The organism is Streptomyces sp. NPDC054883 (assembly GCF_053610645.1).
Map to the genome: position 1 here is coordinate 32,841 of NZ_JBSGYT010000045.1, position 21,671 is coordinate 54,511.

At 71.6% G+C, this 21,671-nt stretch carries 22 protein-coding genes; 10 read left to right on the plus strand and 12 right to left on the minus strand.

From position 1 onward, the window contains the following. Position 1 precedes the first annotated feature (1 nt). Positions 2 to 1,807 (minus strand): aspartate--tRNA ligase, encoded by a 1,806-nt coding sequence (gene aspS, locus ACWGH1_RS27360; RefSeq protein WP_453355346.1) that lies wholly within the window; start codon positions 1,805 to 1,807, stop codon positions 2 to 4. Between the two features lie 159 nt (positions 1,808 to 1,966). Between aspS and ACWGH1_RS27365 the strand changes: the two genes are divergently transcribed. Continuing rightward, on the plus strand, positions 1,967 to 4,171 hold the full coding sequence (locus ACWGH1_RS27365; protein WP_453355345.1) for a SpoIIE family protein phosphatase: 2,205 nt from the start codon (positions 1,967 to 1,969) through the stop codon (positions 4,169 to 4,171). Positions 4,172 to 4,195: 24 nt separating this feature from the next. On the opposite strand, the gene ACWGH1_RS27370 is transcribed toward ACWGH1_RS27365, so the two are convergent. Next, complete coding sequence (locus tag ACWGH1_RS27370) at positions 4,196 to 5,158, minus strand: pirin family protein (RefSeq protein WP_453355344.1); 963 nt, start codon at positions 5,156 to 5,158, stop codon at positions 4,196 to 4,198. 151 nt (positions 5,159 to 5,309) lie between these two features. After that, positions 5,310 to 5,936 (minus strand): TetR/AcrR family transcriptional regulator C-terminal ligand-binding domain-containing protein, encoded by a 627-nt coding sequence (locus ACWGH1_RS27375; RefSeq protein ID WP_453355343.1) that lies wholly within the window; start codon positions 5,934 to 5,936, stop codon positions 5,310 to 5,312. Between the two features lie 97 nt (positions 5,937 to 6,033). Between ACWGH1_RS27375 and ACWGH1_RS27380 the strand changes: the two genes are divergently transcribed. Beyond that, the gene (locus tag ACWGH1_RS27380) at positions 6,034 to 7,089 is read left to right on the plus strand and encodes an aldo/keto reductase (RefSeq protein ID WP_453409088.1); all 1,056 of its coding nucleotides are present in this window, start codon (positions 6,034 to 6,036) and stop codon (positions 7,087 to 7,089) included. 6 nt (positions 7,090 to 7,095) lie between these two features. On the opposite strand, the gene ACWGH1_RS27385 is transcribed toward ACWGH1_RS27380, so the two are convergent. The 3 genes from ACWGH1_RS27385 to ACWGH1_RS27395 all read right to left on the minus strand — a co-directional run bounded on the left by ACWGH1_RS27385 (position 7,096) and on the right by ACWGH1_RS27395 (position 8,680). Further along, positions 7,096 to 7,557: an SseB family protein gene (locus ACWGH1_RS27385; RefSeq protein ID WP_453355952.1), complete on the minus strand. Its 462-nt coding sequence runs from the start codon at positions 7,555 to 7,557 to the stop codon at positions 7,096 to 7,098. A gap of 69 nt (positions 7,558 to 7,626) precedes the next feature. Further along, positions 7,627 to 7,821: a DUF397 domain-containing protein gene (locus tag ACWGH1_RS27390; protein ID WP_453355951.1), complete on the minus strand. Its 195-nt coding sequence runs from the start codon at positions 7,819 to 7,821 to the stop codon at positions 7,627 to 7,629. A 1-nt stretch (position 7,822) separates the two neighbouring features. Then, entirely contained in the window at positions 7,823 to 8,680 is an 858-nt protein-coding gene (locus ACWGH1_RS27395) for a helix-turn-helix domain-containing protein (RefSeq protein ID WP_453409089.1), read from the minus strand. A 117-nt stretch (positions 8,681 to 8,797) separates the two neighbouring features. Between ACWGH1_RS27395 and ACWGH1_RS27400 the strand changes: the two genes are divergently transcribed. The 5 genes from ACWGH1_RS27400 (at position 8,798) to ACWGH1_RS27420 (ending at position 13,633) form a co-directional block, all read left to right on the plus strand. Continuing rightward, positions 8,798 to 9,004, plus strand: coding sequence for a hypothetical protein (locus tag ACWGH1_RS27400; RefSeq protein ID WP_453355949.1), 207 nt, complete (start codon positions 8,798 to 8,800; stop codon positions 9,002 to 9,004). Then, entirely contained in the window at positions 9,001 to 9,405 is a 405-nt protein-coding gene (locus ACWGH1_RS27405; protein ID WP_453355948.1) for an ATP-binding protein, read from the plus strand. Before ACWGH1_RS27400 ends, ACWGH1_RS27405 begins: the two co-directional genes overlap by 4 nt. A gap of 67 nt (positions 9,406 to 9,472) precedes the next feature. Further along, positions 9,473 to 11,299, plus strand: coding sequence for an acyl-CoA dehydrogenase (locus ACWGH1_RS27410; RefSeq protein ID WP_453355947.1), 1,827 nt, complete (start codon positions 9,473 to 9,475; stop codon positions 11,297 to 11,299). 198 nt (positions 11,300 to 11,497) lie between these two features. Then, entirely contained in the window at positions 11,498 to 12,238 is a 741-nt protein-coding gene (locus ACWGH1_RS27415) for a hypothetical protein (RefSeq protein ID WP_453353215.1), read from the plus strand. A gap of 102 nt (positions 12,239 to 12,340) precedes the next feature. Continuing rightward, complete coding sequence (locus ACWGH1_RS27420) at positions 12,341 to 13,633, plus strand: M18 family aminopeptidase (RefSeq protein WP_453353214.1); 1,293 nt, start codon at positions 12,341 to 12,343, stop codon at positions 13,631 to 13,633. Between the two features lie 44 nt (positions 13,634 to 13,677). Here ACWGH1_RS27420 and ACWGH1_RS27425 read toward each other — a convergent pair whose 3' ends face one another. Further along, positions 13,678 to 15,519, minus strand: a complete 1,842-nt coding sequence (locus ACWGH1_RS27425; RefSeq protein WP_453353213.1) for an NHL domain-containing thioredoxin family protein — start codon at positions 15,517 to 15,519, stop codon at positions 13,678 to 13,680. Between the two features lie 103 nt (positions 15,520 to 15,622). On the opposite strand from ACWGH1_RS27425, the gene ACWGH1_RS27430 reads away from it, so the two are divergent. Beyond that, a complete protein-coding gene (locus ACWGH1_RS27430; protein WP_453353212.1) occupies positions 15,623 to 16,177 on the plus strand; it encodes a Uma2 family endonuclease in 555 nt (184 codons plus the stop codon). Here ACWGH1_RS27430 and ACWGH1_RS27435 read toward each other — a convergent pair. Continuing rightward, a complete protein-coding gene (locus ACWGH1_RS27435; RefSeq protein WP_453353211.1) occupies positions 16,174 to 16,977 on the minus strand; it encodes a hypothetical protein in 804 nt (267 codons plus the stop codon). The genes ACWGH1_RS27430 and ACWGH1_RS27435 overlap by 4 nt on opposite strands. 32 nt (positions 16,978 to 17,009) lie before the next feature. Here ACWGH1_RS27435 and ACWGH1_RS27440 point away from each other — a divergent pair, with 32 nt between their 5' ends. Then, positions 17,010 to 17,504 carry an LURP-one-related/scramblase family protein gene (locus ACWGH1_RS27440; protein WP_453353210.1) on the plus strand — a complete coding sequence of 165 codons (495 nt, stop codon included), beginning with the start codon at positions 17,010 to 17,012 and terminating at the stop codon, positions 17,502 to 17,504. A 5-nt stretch (positions 17,505 to 17,509) separates the two neighbouring features. Here the strand turns inward: ACWGH1_RS27440 and ACWGH1_RS27445 are convergent, their stop codons facing one another. Both ACWGH1_RS27445 and ACWGH1_RS27450 read right to left on the minus strand, forming a co-directional pair. Beyond that, positions 17,510 to 17,839 carry a hypothetical protein gene (locus ACWGH1_RS27445; RefSeq protein ID WP_453353209.1) on the minus strand — a complete coding sequence of 110 codons (330 nt, stop codon included), beginning with the start codon at positions 17,837 to 17,839 and terminating at the stop codon, positions 17,510 to 17,512. An 84-nt stretch (positions 17,840 to 17,923) separates the two neighbouring features. Then, positions 17,924 to 18,703, minus strand: coding sequence for a carbon-nitrogen family hydrolase (locus tag ACWGH1_RS27450; protein ID WP_453353208.1), 780 nt, complete (start codon positions 18,701 to 18,703; stop codon positions 17,924 to 17,926). A gap of 137 nt (positions 18,704 to 18,840) precedes the next feature. Between ACWGH1_RS27450 and ACWGH1_RS27455 the strand changes: the two genes are divergently transcribed. Further along, on the plus strand, positions 18,841 to 19,665 hold the full coding sequence (locus tag ACWGH1_RS27455; RefSeq protein WP_453353207.1) for a maleylpyruvate isomerase family mycothiol-dependent enzyme: 825 nt from the start codon (positions 18,841 to 18,843) through the stop codon (positions 19,663 to 19,665). 32 nt (positions 19,666 to 19,697) lie between these two features. Here the strand turns inward: ACWGH1_RS27455 and ACWGH1_RS27460 are convergent, their stop codons facing one another. Next, a complete protein-coding gene (locus ACWGH1_RS27460) occupies positions 19,698 to 21,017 on the minus strand; it encodes an MFS transporter (RefSeq protein WP_453353206.1) in 1,320 nt (439 codons plus the stop codon). After that, a complete protein-coding gene (locus ACWGH1_RS27465; RefSeq protein WP_453353205.1) occupies positions 21,014 to 21,664 on the minus strand; it encodes a GntR family transcriptional regulator in 651 nt (216 codons plus the stop codon). Before ACWGH1_RS27465 ends, ACWGH1_RS27460 begins: the two co-directional genes overlap by 4 nt. Positions 21,665 to 21,671: the final 7 nt, after the last annotated feature.

Consider the following 21,671-nt stretch of genomic DNA (forward strand, 5'->3'; position numbering starts at 1 on the left):
CCTACTGGTGCGGCTTGACCGACTTCTCGACCGGCTCGGAGCTCTTGGTCTCCACCGGCTTGCGCAGCGCGATGTTGAGCTCGCGCAGGCGGGACTCCTCCAGCACCGTCGGCGCGCCCATCATCAGGTCCTGCGCGTTGCCGTTCAGCGGGAAGGCGATCGTCTCGCGGATGTTCGGCTCGTCGGCCAGGAGCATCACGATGCGGTCGACGCCGGGGGCGATGCCACCGTGCGGCGGGGCGCCGAGACGGAACGCGCGCAGCATGCCGGCGAACTCCCGCTCGACGGTCTCGGCGTCGTAACCGGCGATCTCGAAGGCCTTGAGCATGACCTCGGGCTCGTGGTTGCGGATGGCGCCGGAGGACAGCTCGATGCCGTTGCAGACGATGTCGTACTGCCACGCCAGGATGTCGAGCGGGTCCTTCTCCTCCAGGTCCTTCATGCCGCCCTGCGGCATGGAGAAGGGGTTGTGCGAGAAGTCGATCTTGCCGGTCTCCTCGTCCTTCTCGTACATCGGGAAGTCGACGATCCAGCAGAAGCGGAAGACGTTCTCCTCGAACTGGCCGGCGCGCTTGGCGGCCTCGACCCGGACCGGGCCCATGATCTTGGAGACCTCGTCGAACTCGCCCGCGCCGAAGAACACCGCGTGCCCGGCGGCGAGGCCGAGACGCTCGGTGAGGACCTTGATGTTCTCCTCGGTGAGGAACTTGGCGATGGGGCCCGTCAGGGCGCCGTCCTCGCCCACGCGCACCCAGGCCAGGCCCTTGGCGCCCAGCGAGATCGCGTACTCGCCCAGACCGTCGAAGAACTTGCGCGGCTGCCCGGCGGTGTCCGGGACGGCCAGCGCACGGACGTGCTTGCCGGCGAACGCCTTGAACTCCGAGCCCTCGAAGACGTCGGAGATGTCGACGAGCTCCAGCTTGGCCCGCAGGTCGGGCTTGTCGTTGCCGTACTTGAGCATCGACTCGCGGAACGGGATGCGCGGGAACGGCGAGGTGACCGCGCGGCCGCCGCCGAATTCGGTGAAGAGCTCGGTCATCAGCCGCTCGATGGGCTGGAAGACGTCCTCCTGCTCGACGAAGGACATCTCGACGTCGAGCTGGTAGAACTCGCCCGGCGAGCGGTCGGCGCGGGCGTCCTCGTCGCGGAAGCAGGGCGCGATCTGGAAGTACCGGTCGAAGCCCGAGATCATCAGCAGCTGCTTGAACTGCTGCGGCGCCTGCGGGAGGGCGTAGAACTTGCCCGGGTTCAGGCGGGACGGGACGACGAAGTCACGGGCGCCCTCGGGGGAGGTCGCGGTGAGGATCGGGGTCGCCATCTCGTTGAAGCCGAGGGCCACCATCTTGGAGCGGATGGAGGCGATCACGGCCGAGCGCAGCATGATGTTGCGGTGCATGCGCTCGCGGCGCAGGTCGAGGAAGCGGTACTCCAGGCGCCGCTCCTCGTTCACCCCGTCGTCGGTGTTGATGGTGAAGGGCAGCGGCCCGGCCGCGCCGAGCACCTCGACCTCGGAGACCTCGATCTCGATCTCGCCGGTGGGCAGCTCGGGGTTGACGTTGTCCGCGCCGCGGGAGACGACCTTGCCGTCGACCCGGACGACGGTCTCCTTGCTGACACTGCTCAGCGCCTCGTTCGCGGCGGTGCCGGGACGGGCGACGAGCTGCGTGATGCCGTAGTGGTCACGCAGATCGATGAAGAGGATGCCGCCCAGGTCTCGACGATTGTGCACCCAGCCGCTCAGCCGGACGTCAGCGTTGACGTCGGAGGCACGAAGCTCGCCGCACGTGTGGGACCTGTACCGATGCATCAGTCATCCAGTTCTTCGCGATACCAGGGTGGATTCAACCCTCACAAGGTTACCGTCCGGGACGGGTGCCGTGCTGGCGCGGCCGCGGAAGGGCCCGGAACGGGAGCCCGGGGCGCCCTGGACAGGCACCAGGGCCTGATCACCTGTAAAGATGACCGGGTGCGCACCGAGGACGTCCTGGCCGCCATCGCGACGGGCCTGTGGCGATGGGACAACGCCTCCGGGACGGTCACCCTCGACGGCGAGGCCGCCCGGCTGCTCGGGCTGCCCGCCGAGCCCGTGGTCCTGCCGGAGGTGGCCGTACGGTCGCGGTTCCACCCGGTGGACTGGAACGAGATCAACGCGATCGTGGACCTGGCCGTCGCCGAGGGCACCCTCGCCGAGGCGCGGCTGCGGATCGTGGACCCGCAGGGGCGGGTGCTGCGCACCGTACGCAGCCGCTCCAAACCGCTGCCGGCGCCCACGACGCGCGGCCGGGTCGACTACGAGCTGATCGGCACGGTCCAGGAGATCGCCGAGCCGCAGCCGGGCACGACCGCCGCGCACACCCCCATCACCGGCGACTGGCGGCGCTCCCGCGAGGCGTTCCTGCTGGACGCGGGCCGGGCGCTGGCCGAGGCCCGGTCGACGGCGGAGGTGCTGCGGGTCGCCGCCTCCCTCTCGATGCCCGGATTCAGCCCCGACGGGCTGGCAGTCTTCGGCGTCGACGGCGACCGGCTGTCGGTCATCGGCCACCACGGGCACGGCCCGGGGGACGAGAGCCCCTTCACGGAGATGCGGCTGGACACGGCCTACCCCGCCGCGGAGGTGGTCCGTACCGGACGCGCGGTCTACCTGCCGACGCCCGAGGAGTACAAACGGCGCTTCCCGGCCACCTGGCCGCTGGCCGCACCCTTCGGCCGGTCCTCCTGGGCCTTCGTCCCGCTGATCGTTGCCGGGCGGACCATGGGGGCGTGGATGGCGGCCTTCAAGCACCCGGTGTCCTTCTCGCCGGACGAGCGGTCGGTGCTGACCACGGTGGCTCGGATGCTGGCCCAGGCGCTCCAGCGGGCCGGGGTGACGGAGTCCGAGCGGGAACTCACCACCGGTCTGCAACGGTCGATGATGCCGCAGCTCGGCCCGGAGATCCCCGGCATGCGGATCGCCGCCCGGTACGTCCCGACCGGCGGCGGGCTCCAGGTCGGCGGCGACTGGTACGACATGATCCCGCTCCCCTCGGGCCGGTTCGCGCTGGTCATCGGGGACGTCCAGGGGCACGACGTACGCGCGGCAGGACTGATGGGACAGCTGCGGATCGCGGTCCGGGCCTACGCCTCGGAGGGGCACCGGCCGGACGCGGTGCTCTCCCGCGCCTCCCGCTTCCTCTCGGGTCTGTGCTCGTCGCAGGAGAAGGACGGCGGCCCCGACGGGTACGCGGACGGCTACGCCGGCGGCGGCCCCGACCCGGACTTCACCAGTCCGCGCTTCGCGACCTGCCTCTACATGGAGTGCGACCCGCGCACCGGCCTGCTGGAGGTGGCCCGCGCGGGCCACCCCGATCCGGTGGTCCGGATGACGGACGGCACGGTCATGATGCGGCCGACGGCGGGCGGCCTCCCGCTCGGCATCGTCCCGGACACCGACTACCCCACCACCCGCTTCGCCCTCGAACCGGGCGAGACGCTGATGCTGTGCACCGACGGACTCATCGAGACGGGCGGACACGACCTGGAGACGGGCTGGGCGCGGCTGCGGGCCGTCCTCGAAGCCGAGGACCCGGATGCCGGGGGCCCGGACTCCGGGCACTTGGAGAAGCTCGCCGACCTGCTGGTCCAGGCCGTCCACGGCCCGTACTCGCACCACACCACCGGTCCGCTGGCCGACCGGCGCGAGGACGACATAGCCGTGGTGCTGCTGTGCCGCGAGGGCGCGGGCTGCGGCTGCGGCGCATCGGCCCCGCACCTCACGCGCCCGGCGCGGCGCACCATGCTGACCGTGGCCCAGGCCGAGCCGGAACGGATCTCGGGCGTGCGGCGGCAGATCCGGGAGCTGCTGCACGACTGGGCGGACCCCGACCAGGTGGACTCGGCGGAGCTGATGGTCTCCGAGATGGTGACCAACGTACTGACGCACACCGACGGCGACGCGCTGCTGGTCGCGGAGGCGGTGGGCGAGCTGGGCACCCGGCGGCTGCGGGTGGAGGTCGCGGACTCCAGCGACGAGCTGCCGCACAAACGGCACCCGGGCGAGATGGCGTCCAGCGGCCGCGGGGTCCTGCTGATGGAGATGCTGGCCGACGCGTGGGGGGTCGACCCCCGCGGCGAGGGCAAGTCGATCTGGTTCGAGCTCTCCGAACAGGCGAAGGCCGACGACTCCCAGGGCTGACGCCCCGGGAGGGCCGGCGGGGGACTAGCGGGTCCGGGGCGTGGTGGGGACGGTCCCCAGTCGGCCGGCCTGGAAGTCGTCGAACGCCTGCTGGAGTTCGTGCTTGCTGTTCATCACGAACGGCCCGTAGTGCGCCATCGGTTCGCGGATCGGCCGGCCGCCGAGCAGGACGATCTCCAGCGCCGGGGCGTTGGAATCCTGCGCCGCGTCCGCCCGCACCGTGAGCGAGCCGCCTTCGCCGAACACGGCCGTCTGCCCGGTCTGGACCGGCCGCCGGTCCTCGCCGACCGAGCCGCGTCCGGCCATGACGTAGGCGAGGGCGTTGAAGTCCGCGCGCCACGGGAGGGTGATCTGCGCGCCCGGGGTGACGGTCGCGTGGATCATGGTGATCGGGGTGTGCGTGATGCCCGGGCCCTGGTGCCCGTCGAGCTCACCGGCGATCACGCGGAGCAGCGAGCCGCCGTCCGGGGTGGTCAGCAGCTGCACCTGGCCGCCGCCGATGTCCTGGTAGCGCGGGGGCATCATCTTGTCGGAGGCGGGGAGGTTCACCCACAGCTGGAGGCCGTGGAACAGCCCGCCGCTGACGACGAGCGACTCCGGCGGGGCCTCGATGTGCAGGAGGCCCGAACCGGCGGTCATCCACTGCGTGTCACCGCCGTTGATGACGCCGCCGCCGCCGTTGCTGTCCTGGTGGACGAAGGTTCCGTCGATCAGGTACGTGACGGTCTCGAAGCCGCGGTGGGGGTGCCAGGGGGTGCCCTTCGGCTCGCCCGGCGCGTACTCCACCTCGCCCATCTGGTCCATCATGATGAACGGGTCGAGGTACTGGTAGTTGATCCCGGCGAACGCGCGGCGCACCGGGAATCCCTCGCCCTCGAAACCACCGGGGGCGGTCGTGACGGCCAGCACCTTGCGGGCGGCGGTCTCCTGGGCCGGTTCCACGACGCGGGGGAGCGTCAACGGGTTCTCCACAGTCACTGCAGGCATGGTCGGAACCTCCTTCTGGCGTCGAGTTTAGTTGAATCTCGAACTTTCTGCCACACCTGACTGAACAGTGCGCTGCCCGCCGCCATTCCCGGCCCGCTCCCGCCGTCGTTCCCGACCCCGGATGCGCGGGCTCACCACGCCTCCCGACGGCTCAGCGGCGTACGTACACCCCCGCGCGCGCCGCCACCGCCGCGGCCGTCGCGGCCCGGTCGGCGGCCTCCTCGTCCAGCGGATCGGCCGTGGTCAGCAGCCGGTAGTAGAGGGGGGCGGACACCGCGCGGATCACCTCGTGCGGATCGGTGCCCACGGGCACCTCACCACGGCCCACCGCCTGCTCGACGCAGGGCGCCCACTCCGCGACCCGCACGGCGTAGAAGCCGCGCAGGGCCTCGGCCGCCTTCGCGTCACAGCCGGCGGCCGCGATCACCGCCTTGAGCAGCGCCCCCTGCCGGGGATCGGCGAGCGTCCGGGCCACCAGACGGGCGTTGGCCGTCAGGTCCCCCAGCAGCGAGCCGGTCTCCGCACGCGGCACGGACTGCTGCGCCATGTCCGACAGCAGGTCGGCCACGAGGCCGGTGACCGTGCCCCAGCGGCGGTACACGGTCGTCTTCCCGACCTCCGCCCTACGCGCGACATCGGCCAGGTCCAGGTGCGCGAAACCCTCCTCGGCCAGCACGTCTGCGGCGGCCCGCAGCACGGCGGCCCGCACCCGTGCCGTCCGCCCACCCGGCCGCACGGCCCCCGGTTCCGCCTCGGGATCGCCCTCCGAGAACTCCATAACGGGACTCCTGTTCCATTAGTGGCCGCAACTTGCTACGGTGAAACACCTTAACGGAACTTTGGTCCCATTAAACGCCAGGGTAAGGAGACACGTCATGGAATACAGGCGGCTGGGTGCGTCCGGGCTCCAGGTACCGGCACTGAGCTTCGGCACGGGAACCTTCGGCGGGCAGGGCCCGCTCTTCGGTGCCTGGGGCACCATCGGGGTGCACGAGGCGCGCCGCCTCGTGGACATCTGCCTCGACGCCGGCATCACCATGTTCGACACCGCCGACGTCTACTCCGCCGGCGCCTCGGAGGAGGTCCTCGGCGCCGGCCTCAAGGGGCGCCGAGACCGGGTGCTCATCTCCACCAAGGCCGGCCTCCCGATGGGTGACGGCCCCGCCGACGCGGGCACCTCACGCTCACGGCTGATCGGTTCGGTGGACGCCGCCCTGCGCCGCCTCGGCACCGACTACATCGACCTCTTCCAGCTGCACGCCTTCGACGCCGGGACCCCCGTCGAGGAGGTGGTGTCCACTCTGGACGACCTGGTCCGGGCCGGGAAGATCCGCTACGTCGGCGTCTCCAACTTCTCCGGCTGGCAGACGATGAAGTCCCTCGCCGCCGCCGACCGCCACGGCCGGCAGCGCTACGTCGCCCACCAGGTCTACTACTCCCTCATCGGCCGCGACTACGAGTGGGAGCTGATGCCGCTCGGGCTCGACCAGGGACTCGGCGCGATCGTCTGGAGCCCGCTCGGCTGGGGCCGGCTCACCGGCAAGGTCCGCCGCGGCCGGCCGCTGCCCGCCGGAAGCCGGCTGCACGACACCGCCGGCTACGGTCCGCCGGTGGAGGACGAGCACCTCTACCGGGTGGTAGACGCGCTGGACGAGATCGCGGAGGAGACCGGCAGGGCCGTCCCGCAGATCGCCCTGCGGTGGCTGCTCCAGCGGCCGACCGTGTCCTCCGTCCTCATCGGCGCCCGCACCGAGGAGCAACTGCGCCAGAACCTGGGCGCGGTGGGCTGGGCGCTCTCCCCGGAGCAGATGGCGAGGCTGGACGCGGCGAGCCACCGCCCGGCCCCGTACCCCTACTTCCCTTACGAGCGCCAGGAGGGCTTCTCGCGGCTCAACCCGCCGGCGGTCCCGACCCCGGGCGCGGGTGCCTGACCTCGGCTAGCCGTACATGCGGCGCATGGCGTAGTCGACCATCTGCTCGACCGCCTTCGCGTCGAACACCATCCGGTGGTCGCCCTCCATGTCGAGGACGAAGCCGTACCCGGTCGGGAGCAGGTCGATGACCTCGGCGCCGGTGATCACGAAGTACTTGGACTCCTTGCCGGCGTACCGGCGCAGCTCCTTGAGCGTGGTGAACATCGGGATGACCGGGTGCTGCGTGTTGTGCAGCGCGAGGAAGCCGGGGGTCTCGCCGCGCGGGCAGTAGACCTTCGAGGTGGCGAAGATCTGCTGGAAGTCCTCGGCGGCGAGCTGCCCGGTCGTGAAGGCCCGTACCGCGTCCGCGAGGGAGGGGGGCGACGGCTCGGGGTACAGCGGCGGCTGCTGCGCGTAGCCCTGCTGGGGCGGCGGGGGCTGCGCGTAGCCCTGCTGGGCGCCCGGGGTCTGGTCGTAGCCGTACATGCGGCACAGACTACCGATCGCCCGCCCCGGTACCGGTGGGTACGGGCCACCCCTGCGGGGACGCCCGGATCAGCCGGCGAAGCCGCCGTCCTTCAGGGCGCCCACGAAGGGCGCCCATGCGGCGGCCGTGACGATCATGGTGGGGCCGTGCCGCCGCTTGGAGTCCCGGACGGGGACGAGTCCGGCCAGCCCGTCGGCCACCTCGACGCAGGTACCACCATCGCTGTTGGTGTAGCTGCTCGTACGCCAGGCTGCGGCGCTCAAGTCAATCCCCGTGCTGGCCATTTCGGTAGTCCTCTGCCGCCGCCTCCATCAGGGCGAGGGACGCCTCTGGCGGTAGCGCGACGGCCCTCAGCAGATCGTACGACCTCCGGTACTTCTTCACGAGCGCCGGATCGTCGACGGTCACACCGCTGTGCAGCGACTCCGTGTAGACCAAGGGTGGAGCGTCCGCGAAAGTCATGATGATCGTGGTTCCGGCAGACATGAAAGGGTGCGCACCCGCGTTCCACGGGACGAGTTGTGGAACGATCCGATTCCGCCGCACCAGACCGGTGATGTGGTCAAGTTGGTCCGCCATCTGGGCTGGTGGCACGACGGGCAGCCGCAGTAGCGACTCGTGCAGAACGACCCAGTACTCCGGCCTACCGTGGGCCTCTTCGAATAGGCATGCCCGCGCCATCCGGGCCCGGATCTTCACGTCGGTCTCCTCCGCGGGCTCAAGTGGACGTTCGGCCCGTGCGAGAGCGCGCGCGTACTCAGCCGTCTGCAGCAGCCCCGGAAAGGCGGTCGGGCACCATTCATCGATCGTCTCCGCGACCTTCTCCGCTTCGAGGACCTTCTCGGCGTATTTGGCCTGCCCGATCGTCCGAGCTCTGCGTGCGTCCTCGCAGCACCGCTCGAAAATGCCGTCCGTCCTCAGGACGGCGTCCACGTGGCGCGCCAGATCCAACGGCATACGCCGGTGGCCCCGTTCGATCTCGCTCAGGTAGCTGACCCCGTAGAAGCTGCCCTCGACCGTCTGCTCCAGCGTGAGCCCCGCGGCCTCGCGCTTCCAACGAAGCTCCTTGCCGTAGAAGGCCGGAACGCTCGCCGAACCGTCAATGCCCTTCCGTGCGGCCATCGTCGGGGCCCGCCTTTCCACACCTTGCACCGTGGACCAGAAACCCTTCCCACGGTACGCACCCGGCCACCACTGTGTGAGTGGTTCGTCACACTCCGCACAGGAACGGAAGTCCCCATGAGCACCCACCCCGCCGACCGCGTAGCGATCGAGGCCCTGGCCCAGCTCCGCGCCGCCCTCGCCGCGCACGGGATCCTGCTGCCCTCCCTCGACCTCCACCTCCCCTCCTACGCCAGCGGCTACGGCAACCCTCCCCTCATCACCCTCGGCAACTGCAACACCGCCACCGCGCAGCGCCTGGCCGCCGCCCTGGCCGAGCGGTGAACGGCCTCACCCTCCGGCTGCTCGCCACACCCGAGGCGGTGCCCCGCATCAGGCGGGCCGTGCGGGAGTACCTCGGGGAGCCGTGTGCCGACGTGCAGCTCTGCGTCAGCGAGCTGCTGGCCAACGTGATCACCCACCTCGGCGAGGGCACCCCGGTCACCCTGCGGATCAGCGGAAGGGCAACCCGTACGCGGGTCGAGCTCACCGATCCCGATCCGCGCGCATGGCCCGTACTGCGACGGGCGACCGAGGCCGACGAGTGCGGGCGCGGGCTGGCCCTGCTCGACGCGGTGGCGCTGCGCTGGGGGGTGACACAGGGGGCGGGATGCAAGACGGTGTGGTGCGAGCTTGACCCTGGTCACAGTCGGGGCAGGAGGGTTGCCCTTATTACCGGCGGGTAGCATCATGTTGTTACCGATTGGTATGTACGAGGAACCCGTCTCACCGAGCCTTAACGGAGCCGTCGCCATGGGGCACTACAAGTCGAATCTCCGCGACATCGAGTTCAACCTCTTCGAGGTGCTCGGCCGCGACAAGCTGTACGGCACCGGCCCGTTCGGCGAGATGGACACCGAGACCGCCAAGAGCATCCTGGCCGAGCTGACCAAGCTCGCCGAGAACGACCTGGCCGCCTCCTTCGAGGACGCCGACCGCAACCCGCCGGTCTTCGACCCGGCCACCAACACCGCGCCCGTCCCGGCCTCCTTCAAGAAGAGCTACCAGGCCTTCATGGACTCCGAGTACTGGCGCCTGGGCCTGCCCGAGGAGATCGGCGGCACCACCTCGCCCCGCTCCCTCATCTGGGCCTACGCGGAGCTGCTGCTCGGCGCCAACCCGGCCGTGTGGATGTACTCCTCCGGCCCGGCCTTCGCCGGCGTGCTCTTCGAAGAGGGCAACGAGGCGCAGAAGAAGATCGCCGAGATCGCGGTCGAGAAGCAGTGGGGCTCGACCATGGTCCTCACCGAGCCGGACGCCGGCTCGGACGTCGGCGCCGGCCGTACCAAGGCGGTCCAGCAGGCCGACGGCTCCTGGCACATCGAGGGCGTGAAGCGCTTCATCACGTCCGGTGAGCACGACATGTCGGAGAACATCCTCCACTACGTCCTCGCCCGCCCCGAGGGCCACGGCCCGGGCACCAAGGGCCTGTCCCTCTTCCTCGTCCCGAAGTTCCACTTCGACTGGGAGACCGGCGAGCTGGGCGAGCGCAACGGCGTCTACGCGACGAACGTCGAGCACAAGATGGGCCTCAAGGCCTCCAACACCTGCGAGATGACGTTCGGCGACCAGCACCCCGCCAAGGGCTGGCTGATCGGCGACAAGCACGACGGCATCCGCCAGATGTTCATGATCATCGAGTTCGCCCGGATGATGGTCGGCACGAAGGCCATCGCCACCCTCTCCACCGGCTACCTGAACGCGCTGGAGTACGCCAAGGAGCGCGTGCAGGGCCCGGACCTGGCCAACTTCATGGACAAGACGGCCCCCAAGGTCACCATCACGCACCACCCCGACGTGCGCCGCTCGCTCATGACGCAGAAGGCGTACGCCGAGGGCATGCGCGCCCTGGTCCTCTACACCGCCTCGATCCAGGACGAGATCCAGGTCAAGCAGGCCGCGGGCGAGGACGCCTCCTCCCTCGTCGGCCTGAACGACCTGCTCCTGCCGATCGTGAAGGGCTACGGCTCGGAGAAGTCGTACGAGCAGCTCGCGCAGTCGCTGCAGACCTTCGGCGGTTCCGGTTACCTCCAGGAATACCCGATCGAGCAGTACATCCGGGACGCCAAGATCGACACCCTGTACGAGGGCACCACCGCCATCCAGGGCCAGGACTTCTTCTTCCGGAAGATCGTCCGCGACCAGGGCGCCTCCCTGAACGTCCTCTCCGAGACGATCAAGAAGTTCCTGGCCGAGGCCGTCGGCGGCGACGACCTCGCCCCGGCCCGCGACGCGCTCGCCAAGGCCGCCGTGGACCTGGAGGCCATCGTCGGCCAGATGATCGTCGACCTCACCGCCACCGGCGAGGACGTCAAGAACATCTACAAGGTCGGCCAGAACACCACCCGCCTGCTGATGGCCTCCGGTGACGTCGTCGTCGGATACCTGCTGCTCAAGGGCGCCGCCGTGGCCGCCGAGAAGCTGGCGACCGCCTCCGCCAAGGACGTCGCCTTCTACACCGGCAAGATCGCCGCCGCGAAGTTCTTCGCCGCGGAGGTCCTGCCGGGCGTCTCGGTCCAGCGCGCGCTGGCCGAGAGCGTCGACAACAGCCTCATGGAGCTCGACGAGGCCGCCTTCTAGGCTGCGCCGCCGCACGGTGTCGTACACAGCGGCCGGACCTCCGCAGGGAGGTCCGGCCGCTGGCGTACGGGGCGCACCCGGCGCAGGCACCCCGGGCCGGGGCGGACGGCGGGGCCGGGCGAAGGGCCGGGAGCCCGGCGAGCGCGGCCGTCACCTGCGCATTCCTCCCTTGTCAGTCGGCCGTGGGACGCTCTAGGCATGACTCCACAGGATCAGCACGGCAACGGCAGGGGGTACTCCGTCCCCACCGGGCGGCCGTACGCCCTCAAGGAGCTGCAGGCGACCCTGGGCAGCCTCGGCGACCACGCCCGGGAGCTGTACGACGGCTCCCACCCCGCCGAGTACGAGGGCCTCGCCGACGCGCTCTACACCGCGTTCCAGACCGCCGCCGGGCTGGCCCCCGCCAAGAGCTACACCGGCTGCCCCGAACACCCCAACGGCGCCCTCGACCCCGAGGCGCCCGACGGCTGGGGCCGCTGCCTGATCTGCAACGACCGGCGCCGGCTCGGCCTGCGCAGGCACGGCGGGCGCCCCGGCCCCGCCGCCCCGGTCCCCGGGGAGCAGCGCCGGCTGGGCTACCCGGTGCCCGAGCCCCCGTACACCCACGAACTGCTGCGCGGGTACCTCCGTACGATCGAGGACCAGCGCTTCCACCTCGGCATCTCCTCCCCCGCCGGCGACTTCGTACGGATCGCGGACGACCTGCACCGCGCCTTCATCGTCGCCCGGGAACTGTCCCGCCCCCGCAACGCCTCCGGATGCTCCGAACACCCCGGAGCACCGATCGACCCCGATGCCCCGCCGGGTGAGGCCTGTATCTTCTGCGCCGGACGCAAAAGACGCGCGCAGCGCCCGCCGCAGACCCCCGAGATGCTCCCGCGCATCCACCGGGGCGAGCGGCGGCAACTACAGCGCAGATTCGAGCGTCCGCCGGGCTGAAAACGACGGGACCGCGGGCCACACATCCCGCGCCACCCTGACCTTTCCGCTATCCGCCGCAGTCCGGCCATGGCGAACACGACCGTCGTTAAGGTGAACCACATGAGCTCTCCCGCCCACTTCGACCGCGGCCACACCGACGATCTGATGGCCTTCTTGACGGCCAGTCCGTCGCCGTACCATGCCGTGGCCAACGCGGCCGAGCGGCTGGAAAAGGCAGGCTTCAGGCAGTTGTCGGAATCGGACGCCTGGGACTCGGGAACGGGGGGCAGGTTCGTACTCCGCGGCGGTGCGATCATCGCCTGGTACGTACCGGAAGGCGCCGCCGCGCACACCCCGTTCCGCATCATCGGCGCCCACACCGACTCCCCCAACCTGCGCGTCAAGCCGGTCCCCGACACGGGCTCGCAGGGCTGGCGGCAGATCGCGGTCGAGATCTACGGCGGGACGCTGCTCAACACCTGGCTGGACCGCGACCTCGGCCTGGCCGGCCGGCTGACGCTGCGGGACGGCAGCGAGCGGCTGGTGAACGTGGACCGGGCACTGCTGCGCGTACCCCAGCTCGCCGTGCACCTGGACCGGTCGGTGAACACCGACGGGCTCAAGCTCGACAAGCAGCGCCACATGCAGCCGATCTGGGGCCTGGGCGAAGTACAGGAGGGCGACCTGATCGCGTTCCTGGAAGAGGAAGAGGGCCTGGCCCAGGGCTCGGTGGCGGGCTGGGACCTGATGGTCCACTCGATCGAGGCACCGGCGTACCTGGGCCGTGACCGCGAGCTGCTGGCCGGCCCGCGCATGGACAACCTGCTGTCGGTGCACGCGGGCGTCGCGGCCCTGGCGGCCGTCTCGGGGGCGGCCAAGCTCGACCACATCCCGGTCCTGGCCGCCTTCGACCACGAGGAGAACGGCTCGCAGTCCGACACCGGCGCGGACGGCCCGCTGCTGGGCAACGTGCTGGAACGTTCTGTCTTCTCGCGCGGCGGCTCGTACGAGGACCGGGCGCGCGCCTTCGCCGGCACCGTCTGCCTGTCCTCGGACACGGGCCACGCCGTGCACCCCAACTACGGTGAGCGGCACGACCCGACGCACCACCCGCGCGCCAACGGCGGCCCGATCCTCAAGGTCAACGTCAACCAGCGGTACGCCACCGACGGCAGCGGGCGCGCGGTGTTCGCGGCCGCCTGCGAGCGGGCCGGGGTGCCGTGGCAGACCTTCGTCTCCAACAACTCCATGCCCTGCGGCACGACGATCGGCCCGATCACGGCCGCCCGGCACGGCATCCAGACCGTCGACATCGGCGTGGCGATCCTGTCGATGCACAGCGCCCGCGAACTGTGCGGCGCGGACGACCCGTTCCTGCTGGCGAACGCCCTGGTGGCGTTCCTGGAGGGCTGAACAACCCCCGGCCCGCGGTCTCCGCGGGCCGGGGGCCCTGCCCGCTAGGCGTCCATGCCGGCGAGAACCAGCGGGAGGCGGCCGGTCCCGTCGGCGGTGACCGTCACCGGAACGCCCCAGTCCTGCTGGTGGACGTGGCAGGCCGGGTACTCGTTCGCCGGGTCGTCGTCGCAGGACGCGGCCATCGCGGAGACGTGCAGCACGCCCTCGGTGACCTCCGGGTTCAGCTCCAGGTCGCGGAACAGGTCCGTGCCCGGACCCTCGCCCGCCGCCAGCAGCCCGGGCGGGGTCGAGGAGACCAGCAGCCGGGTCGAGGGCCCGTAGCGGGTGTCGAGCTTCTGCCCGCTCGGCGCCTGGAAGACCACGTCGAGCCGGAGCGTGCCGGGCGCGACCTCGGTGGCGGCGCGCTGCGTGCGGTGGGCGACCGCGTCGACCCGTACCGCCTCCTCGGGCAGCCGCAGCCGCGTCAGCCGGTGCCGGGCCGACTCCACCACCACGATGTCCCCGCCGACGAGGACGGCGTCGCTGGGCTCGCGCAGGTCGGTGGCGAGGGTGGAGACCTCGCCCGTCGCCGGGTCGAAGCGGCGCAGCGCGTGGTTGTACGTGTCGCAGACCGCGACCGAGCCGTCGGGCAGCGCGGTCACCCCGAGCGGGTGCTGGAGCAGGGCCTGGGCGGCGTCGCCGTCGCGGTGGCCGAAGTCGAAGAGGCCGGTGCCGACGGCGGTCCGGACCACGTACCCGTCGCCCTCGGGCTCCGGCTCCACGTAGCGCAGGGCGCTGGTCTCGGAGTCGGCGACCCACAGCCGGTCCCCGGCCGCGGCGAGCCCGGACGGCTGCGCGAACCAGGCCTCGGCGGCGGGCCCGTCCACCAGCCCCTCGTTGGTCGTGCCGGCGGCGACGGCGACGGTCCCCGCCCCGGGGTCCCAGGTCCACAGCTGGTGCACGCCCGCCATGGCGATCCACACCTTGCCCTGCCACCACGCCACGTCCCACGGCGAGGACAGGTCGACCTCCAGGGCGGCCCCGGAGGTGGCCGAGCCCTGCCACCACTGACGGCCGGTCCCGGCGACGGTCTCGACGGCCCCGGTGGCGGGGTCGTACGTACGCAGCGCGTGGTTGACGGTGTCGGCGACGACGACCTTGCCGTCGGGCAGCAGCGCGAGGCCCTGCGGCTCGCTGAACGCGTCGGCGCCGAACCCGCGCTCGCCGCTGCCGACGCGGCGTACGACGCTCTCCCCGTCCGGGGCCATCTCCACGAGCTGGTGCCGCGTCGAATCGGACACGAGCAGGTTCCCGCTGTCGAGCAGCAGGGCCTTGCCCGGGAAGCGCAGGTCGGTCGCGACCGGCTCGGGCGCCACGTACGGCCCGTCCCCGCGCCGCAGCGTCCCCTTGGCGGCGTGCTCGGCCTCCAGCTCCTCCACGAGCCGCTCGATGGCGTGCGCGTGCCCCTCACCGGCGTGCTGGGCGACGACGTACCCCTCGGGGTCGATCACCACGAGCGTGGGCCAGGCCCGCACGGCGTACTGCTTCCAGGTGGCCAGCTCGGGGTCGTGGAGGACGGGGTGGTGCACCTCGTACCGCTCGACGGCGTCCACGACGGCCGCGTGCTCGGCCTCGTGCGCGAACTTCGGCGAGTGCACGCCGACGATCACCACGGTGTCCCGGTGCTTCTCCTCCAGCTCGCGCAGCTCGTCGAGGACGTGCAGACAGTTGATGCAGCAGAAGGTCCAGAAATCCAAGATCAATACGCGACCTCGGAAGTCGGCGAGGGTCAGTTCCTTCCCACCGGTGTTCAGCCAGCCGCCCTTGCCGATCAGCTCGGGGGCACGGACACGGGCACGGCGGGTAGCGGGCGCGGGGGTGGGCGCCGGTGCGGCATCGTTCATCCTTCAAGCTTGCCATCCCCGACCAGGTGTACCCCCGGGGGTGACGACGGTCGGCGGGCCGCCGTGGCACGCTGGCCGCAAGGCAGCGAAGGAGGCGTCCGGTATGACGACCGCGTACGACTACGGCGAGGGCATCGACCCCGAGCGTGCCCTGAAGTACGCCATCCAGCACCACAGCGGCGACCGCACCGAGATCGTTGAAGGGGTCATCAGCAACGTGACGCCGGACTGGGATCACGAGAACGCGGCTGAGGAGATCCGCGATCAGATCAAACCGCGGGTCAAAGAACTCGGCTGTGTGACCGGGTCCGGCAATCTGGACCTGCCTGGCTCAGCGAACTGGTATGTCCCGGACCTCGCGGTCGCCCCCAAGGAACTGGCGAAGGGCGGCGGCGCCCTCCTCCCCGATCAGACCCTGCTGATCGTCGAGGTGACCTCGGAGTCCAATGCCGAGACGGACCGTGTGGTCAAGCGCAAGCGGTACGCCGAGTACGGCGCGCCGCTGTACCTGCTGGTCGACCGGCTGGACAAGACGGTCACCCTGTTCTCCGAGCCCGGGCGGCTCGGCTACGCCGGGGTCGACGGGCCGCACCCGTTCGGGACGGCCGTGCGGCTGCCGGAGCCGTTCGGGATCGTGCTCGACACCAGCGAGCTCTAGGACAGGAAGGAGTCGAGGGAACGGGCGAGGGACGTGACGAAGGCGTCCCGGACGTCCGTCGGGACGAGGTGGAGGGACAGGTAGGGGTTCAGGTCCTCCAGCTCCACCAGGAGGAGGTCGCCGGAGGGGGCGCGGCAGGCGTCCACGCGCTGGATGCCGTGCGCGAGGGTGTTCCACTCGACGAAGGCACGGGCGAAGGCCAGGTCCGCCGGGGTCGCGGCGTACGGCTCCAGCTCCCACCGGCGCTCGGGGTCCGGGGCGTAGAGGGCGTACTGGAAGGCGTCGTCCACGAAGTAGAAGGACACCTCGTACGCGAAGTCGATCCGCGGCTGGATCAGGGAGTGCCCCGGCTCGGCGGTGGCGGGGTCCGCCGTGAAGGTGAGGCCGATGGAGTCCGCCCCCTGCTTCGGCTTGACCACGTACTGCTCGACCCGCGGCAGCAGGTGCAGGTGCGCCGGGTCGTCGACCGTCGGGATCACCGGGTAGCCGGCCGCCGTCAGGTCCACGAGGTACTGCTTGCCCGCCATGTCGCCGCGCCCCGTCAGCGGGTTGTAGACCCGGGTGCCCGCGGCCAGGGCGGCGGCGCGGAACGCGTCGTGGGCCTCCTGGTGGTGCAGGACCGGGCCGCTGTTGCGGACCACTACCGCGTCGAAGCCGCCCATCAGGGCTTTGGCGTCCCGCGGGTGGCACAGGGCCAGCGGGAAGTGCCCGCGCAGCCGCCCGGTGAGGAATATGTCCTCGTCGCAGTAGCGGCGGCCGCGCGCCGGGTACGTCAGGTCGGTGACATAGAGCAGAGGCATGGCGGCAACCTATCGCGGGCACGGATCAGGCCATGAAATACCTCGTACGGGACAAAGTGCTGGCCATCGGGGACGACTACTGGATCGAGGACGAGGACGGCCGCCACGCCTTCCTCGTCGACGGCAAGGCCCTGCGCCTGCGCGACACCCTGGAGCTCAAGGACCGCGACGGCCGGATCCTGATCACCCTGCGGGAGAAGTGGCTCGCCTTCCGCGACGCGATGACCCTGGAGCGGGACGAGCGCCGGCTCGCGGTGATCCGCAAGAAGCGGCTCTCCCTGCTGCGCAACCACTACCTCGTCACCCTGGCCGAGGGCACCGAACTGGACGTGAGCGGGCGGATCCTGGACCGCGAGTTCAAGGTCGAGTACGACGGGGAGCTGCTCGCGCTGGTCTCCCGCCAGTGGTACCGGATCCGCGAGACGTACGCGGTGGACGTGGTGCGGGAGGACGCGGACGCGGCGCTGCTCATCGCCGTCGCCGTGTGCGTGATCCGGATGGCCGAGAAAGAGCGGGAGGAGCGGTAGCCGGGTCAGCGGCGGCGCGCCGTCAACTGGCCCTGTGCGTAGGGGTCGGCCTCCGGTGCGTACGGGCCGCCGTGGTCCACGAGGAGGTCGGTGATCCGCTGCCACTCGGCCAGGGCGGCCCGGGCGGGCGCGTCGGCGCCGGCCACGTCGCCCGCAGCCGCGGCGTTCAGGGCCCGCTCCAGGGCGGCCGCCGCCTGGTGGTGGGTCATGCCGGTGGCCTCGGCCCGTACCCGGTCGCGGGCCGCGACCTCGCCGGGGAACGGTTCGTGCGGCTCCAGTGCCGCCTCGATCGCCGCCTCGACCGTGGTCCCGGTCTCCTCGGTCTCCTCGGACATGGCGCCCGCCCCCCTGTTCCGCTTCTTCCGTCGCGGCCCGTGTACCCGGCGGCCGGGCCGCCAACCCTCGCCCCGACCGTCGGCTCAGCGCCCGAGGCGGCGGTCCTTCAGCGCCGGGAACTGCTCGCGCGTGTCCGCGACCTTCGCCGGGTCCAGCTCGACCGTGAGCACGTCCTCGCCCGGCCCGGCCTCCGCGAGCACCTCGCCCCACGGGTCCACCACCAGGCTGTGGCCGGCCTGCTCGACGCCCGCGTGGGTGCCGGCCAGCCCGCACGCCAGCACGTACGCCTGGTCCTCCACGGCGCGGGCCCGGTTGAGCAGCGTCCAGTGGGCCCGCCGCCGGGCCGGCCAGCCCGCGGCCACGACCATCGTCGTCGCCCCGGCGTCGACCAGGCCGCGGAACATCTCGGGGAACCGCAGGTCGTAGCAGGTGGCGATGCCGAGCGTCTGTTCCGGCAGGGTGACCGTGGTCAGCGTGTCCCCGGCTGCCATCAGCACCGCCTCGCCCTGGTCGAAGCCGAAGCGGTGGATCTTGCGGTAGCTGGCGGCGAGCTCGCCGGCCGGGGAGATGACCAGCGCGGTGTTGTAGAGCGAGCCGTCGCCGGCCCGCTCCACGACCGAACCGGCGTGGAGCCAGACCCCGGCGTCGGCCGCTGCCCTGGACATGGCCCCGTACGTCGGGCCGTCCAGCGGCTCCGCCTCGGTCTCGAACTGCTCGTAGGCGAACGCCCCGACCGTCCACAGCTCCGGCAGCACCACGAGGTCGGCGGCGGACTGCTCGCGTACGAGACCGGCCACCCGGGCCCGCCGGGAGGCGACCGATTCGCCCTCGTTGACCGCGACTTGGATCAGAGAGGCGCGCACACTACCACCGTCCTTGCATTGTGTCCGTCAGCTCGGGCCTACGATCGTCACACGAAAGCACTGCCGGGGCACTCACCGGCAGCGTAGTTTTGGGCACAGTCCACAACGCGCCACTGAACAGCACGCGAGGGGTCCCGTTGACCGTCCATCCCAGCCTTCAGCCCTATGCCGACGCGTGGACACATTCCATCGAGGCGATATCCGAGCTGGTCCTCCCCCTGGCCGAGGGCGAGTGGAACCGGGCGACCCCCTGCCCCGGCTGGTCGGTACGTGACGTGGTGTCACACGTCATCGGCATCGAGTGCGAGCAGCTCGGCGATCCGCGGCCGATCCACACGCTGCCGCGCGACCTGCGCCACGTGGTGGACGAGTTCACCCGGTACATGGAGGTGCAGGTGGACGTCCGGCGTCACCACACCGCCCCGGAGATGACCTCCGAGCTGGAGTACACCGTCATCCGGCGCCAGCGGCAGCTGCGCAACGAGAAGCGGGATCCGGCCACGATGGTGCGCGGTCCGCTGGGCGACCAGGTGACGCTGGAGTTCGCGCTGCGGCTGCGGGCGTTCGACGTGTGGATCCACGAGCAGGACCTGCGGGCGGCGTTGGGCGTACCCGGGAACCTGGACTCGCCGGGCGCGTACGTGGCGCGGGACATCCTGCTGGCCGGGCTGCCGAAGGTGGTCGCGAAGGAGGCGGGCGCGCCCCCGAACTCGGCCGTGGTGCTCGATGTGCACGGGGAGCTGGAGTTCATGCGGACCGTGCGGGTGGACGCGCAGGGCCGGGGCACGCTGGACAAGGCCCCCTCGCTGGGCCCGGCGGTCACGCTGGCCATGGACTGGGAGACGTACGTGCGGCTCGCGGCGGGGCGGGTCCGGCCGCACGTGGTCGCGGACCGGGTGAAGGCCGAGGGCGACGCCGCCCTGGCGGACGCGATCCTGACGCACTTCGCCGTGACCCCGTAGCCGCCCCCGCTCCCCGGCCCGTGCGCCCGCCGCTACGTACGGGCGCGGGCCGGGGTGACGGGGCCGGGCCCCGGCGCCGCCGCGAGCGGGAGGCGTTCGCGGGCCAGGGCGGCGGGGCGCAGGCGCAGGATCTGGGTGAGGCCGAGCACTTCCAGGAAGAAGACCGACGAGAAGGCGATCCGGTAGTCGTCGCCGGTGGCGTCGAGCAGGACGCCCACGGCCAGCAGCGTCGTCATCGACGCGAGGAAACCGCCCATGTTGGTGATTCCCGAAGCGGTCCCCTGACGCTCCGCCGGGTTGGCCGGGCGGGCGAAGTCGAAGCCGATCATCGAGGCCGGCCCGCAGGTCCCCAGCACCACGCACAGCGCGGTCAGCAGCCACATCGGCGCCCGCCCGCCCGGGTACGCCAGCACCGCGCCCCACAGCGCGGCGGTGGCCGCGACCGTGCCCAGCGCCAGCGGGATCCGCGCGCCCTGGCGGCGGCCGACGAGCTGCCCGTACAGCAGCCCGAAGCCCATGTTCGCCACGACGATCAGCGTCATCAGCCCGCCCGCGGTGGTCCGCGACAGCCCCTGCGCCTCGACCAGGAACGGCATCCCCCACAGCAGCAGGAACACCATCGCCGGGAACTGAGTGGTGAAGTGCACCCACAGTCCGAGCCGGGTCCCGGGCTCCCGCCAGGACTCGGCGATCTGACGGCGTACGAACCCGCCTCCGGCGGCGCGCGCCACGGGCGGCGGCGCGTGCCCCTCCGGGTGGTCGCGCAGGAACAGCACCAGCGGCACCAGGACGAGGAGGCCCGCCGCCGAGCTCCCCGCGAAGGCCGGCACCCAGCCGACGCCGTGCAGCACCGGCGCCAGCACCAGTGTGGAGACGAGGTTGCCCGCCATGCCCACCAGCCCGGCCAGCTGGGCCATCAGCGGCCCGCGCCGCGCCGGGAACCAGCGCGTGCCGAGCCGCAGCACGGAGATGAAGGTCATGGCGTCGCCGCAGCCCAGCAGGGCGCGCGCGGCCAGCGCGGTCCCGTAGGAGGGCGCCAGCGCGAAACCGAGCTGCCCGACTGTGAACAGCAGCGCCCCCAGCGTCAGCACCCGCTTGGTGCCCAGCCGGTCCACCATCAGCCCGACGGGTATCTGCATGCCCGCGTAGACCAGCAGTTGGAGGAGGGAGAAGGTGGCGAGCGCCGACGCGTTGACGTGGAAGCGGTCGGCGGCATCCAGCCCGGCGACGCCCAGGCTGGTACGGAAGATCACCGCGACGAAGTACACGGCGACGCCGATCCCCCAGACGGCGAGGGCCCGGCGCCCGCCGGGCGGGTCCAGGGGGAGCCGCGGCGGCGTGGGCCAGCTCATCGGCCGGCCCCGCGCACCAGCGCCGCAACCCGGCCCACGTGCGCGCGTACGGCGGTGGCGGCCGGCTCCGGCTCCCCGGCGCGCAGGGCGTCCAGGATCTCCGTGTGCTCGGCCAGTGTCCGCTCCACCCGGTCGGGGTGGGCGTGCAGGAGGGCCACGCCCATCCGCAGCTGCCGGTCGCGGAGCTGGTCGTAGAGCCGGCTCAGGATCTGGTTCCCGGCGTGGCGCACGATCTCGGCGTGGAAGGCCCGGTCGGCGGCCATCAGCGCGACCAGGTCCCCCTCGGCGGCGTGCCGGCGCTGCTCGTCGATGAGTGCGGCGAGCCGTTCCAGCAGGGCGGGCGGGGCGGGCACGGCCTTGCGGACGGTGAACTCCTCGACCAGCAGCCGGGTTTCGATGACGTCGGCGATCTCCTGTGCGGAGACCGGAAGCACCAGCGCGCCCTTCTTCGGGTACAGCTTCAGCAGCCCCTCGGTCTCCAGGCGCAGCAGTGCTTCGCGCACCGGCGTACGGGACACCCCGACGGCTTCGGCGACCTCGCCCTCGGTGAGGAGGGCGCCGCCCTCGTAGCGGCGGCCCAGCACCCCTTGTTTGACGTGCTGGTAGACGCGGTCGGCAGCGGTCACGACGGGGGACGCGGAAGTCATGCGCACA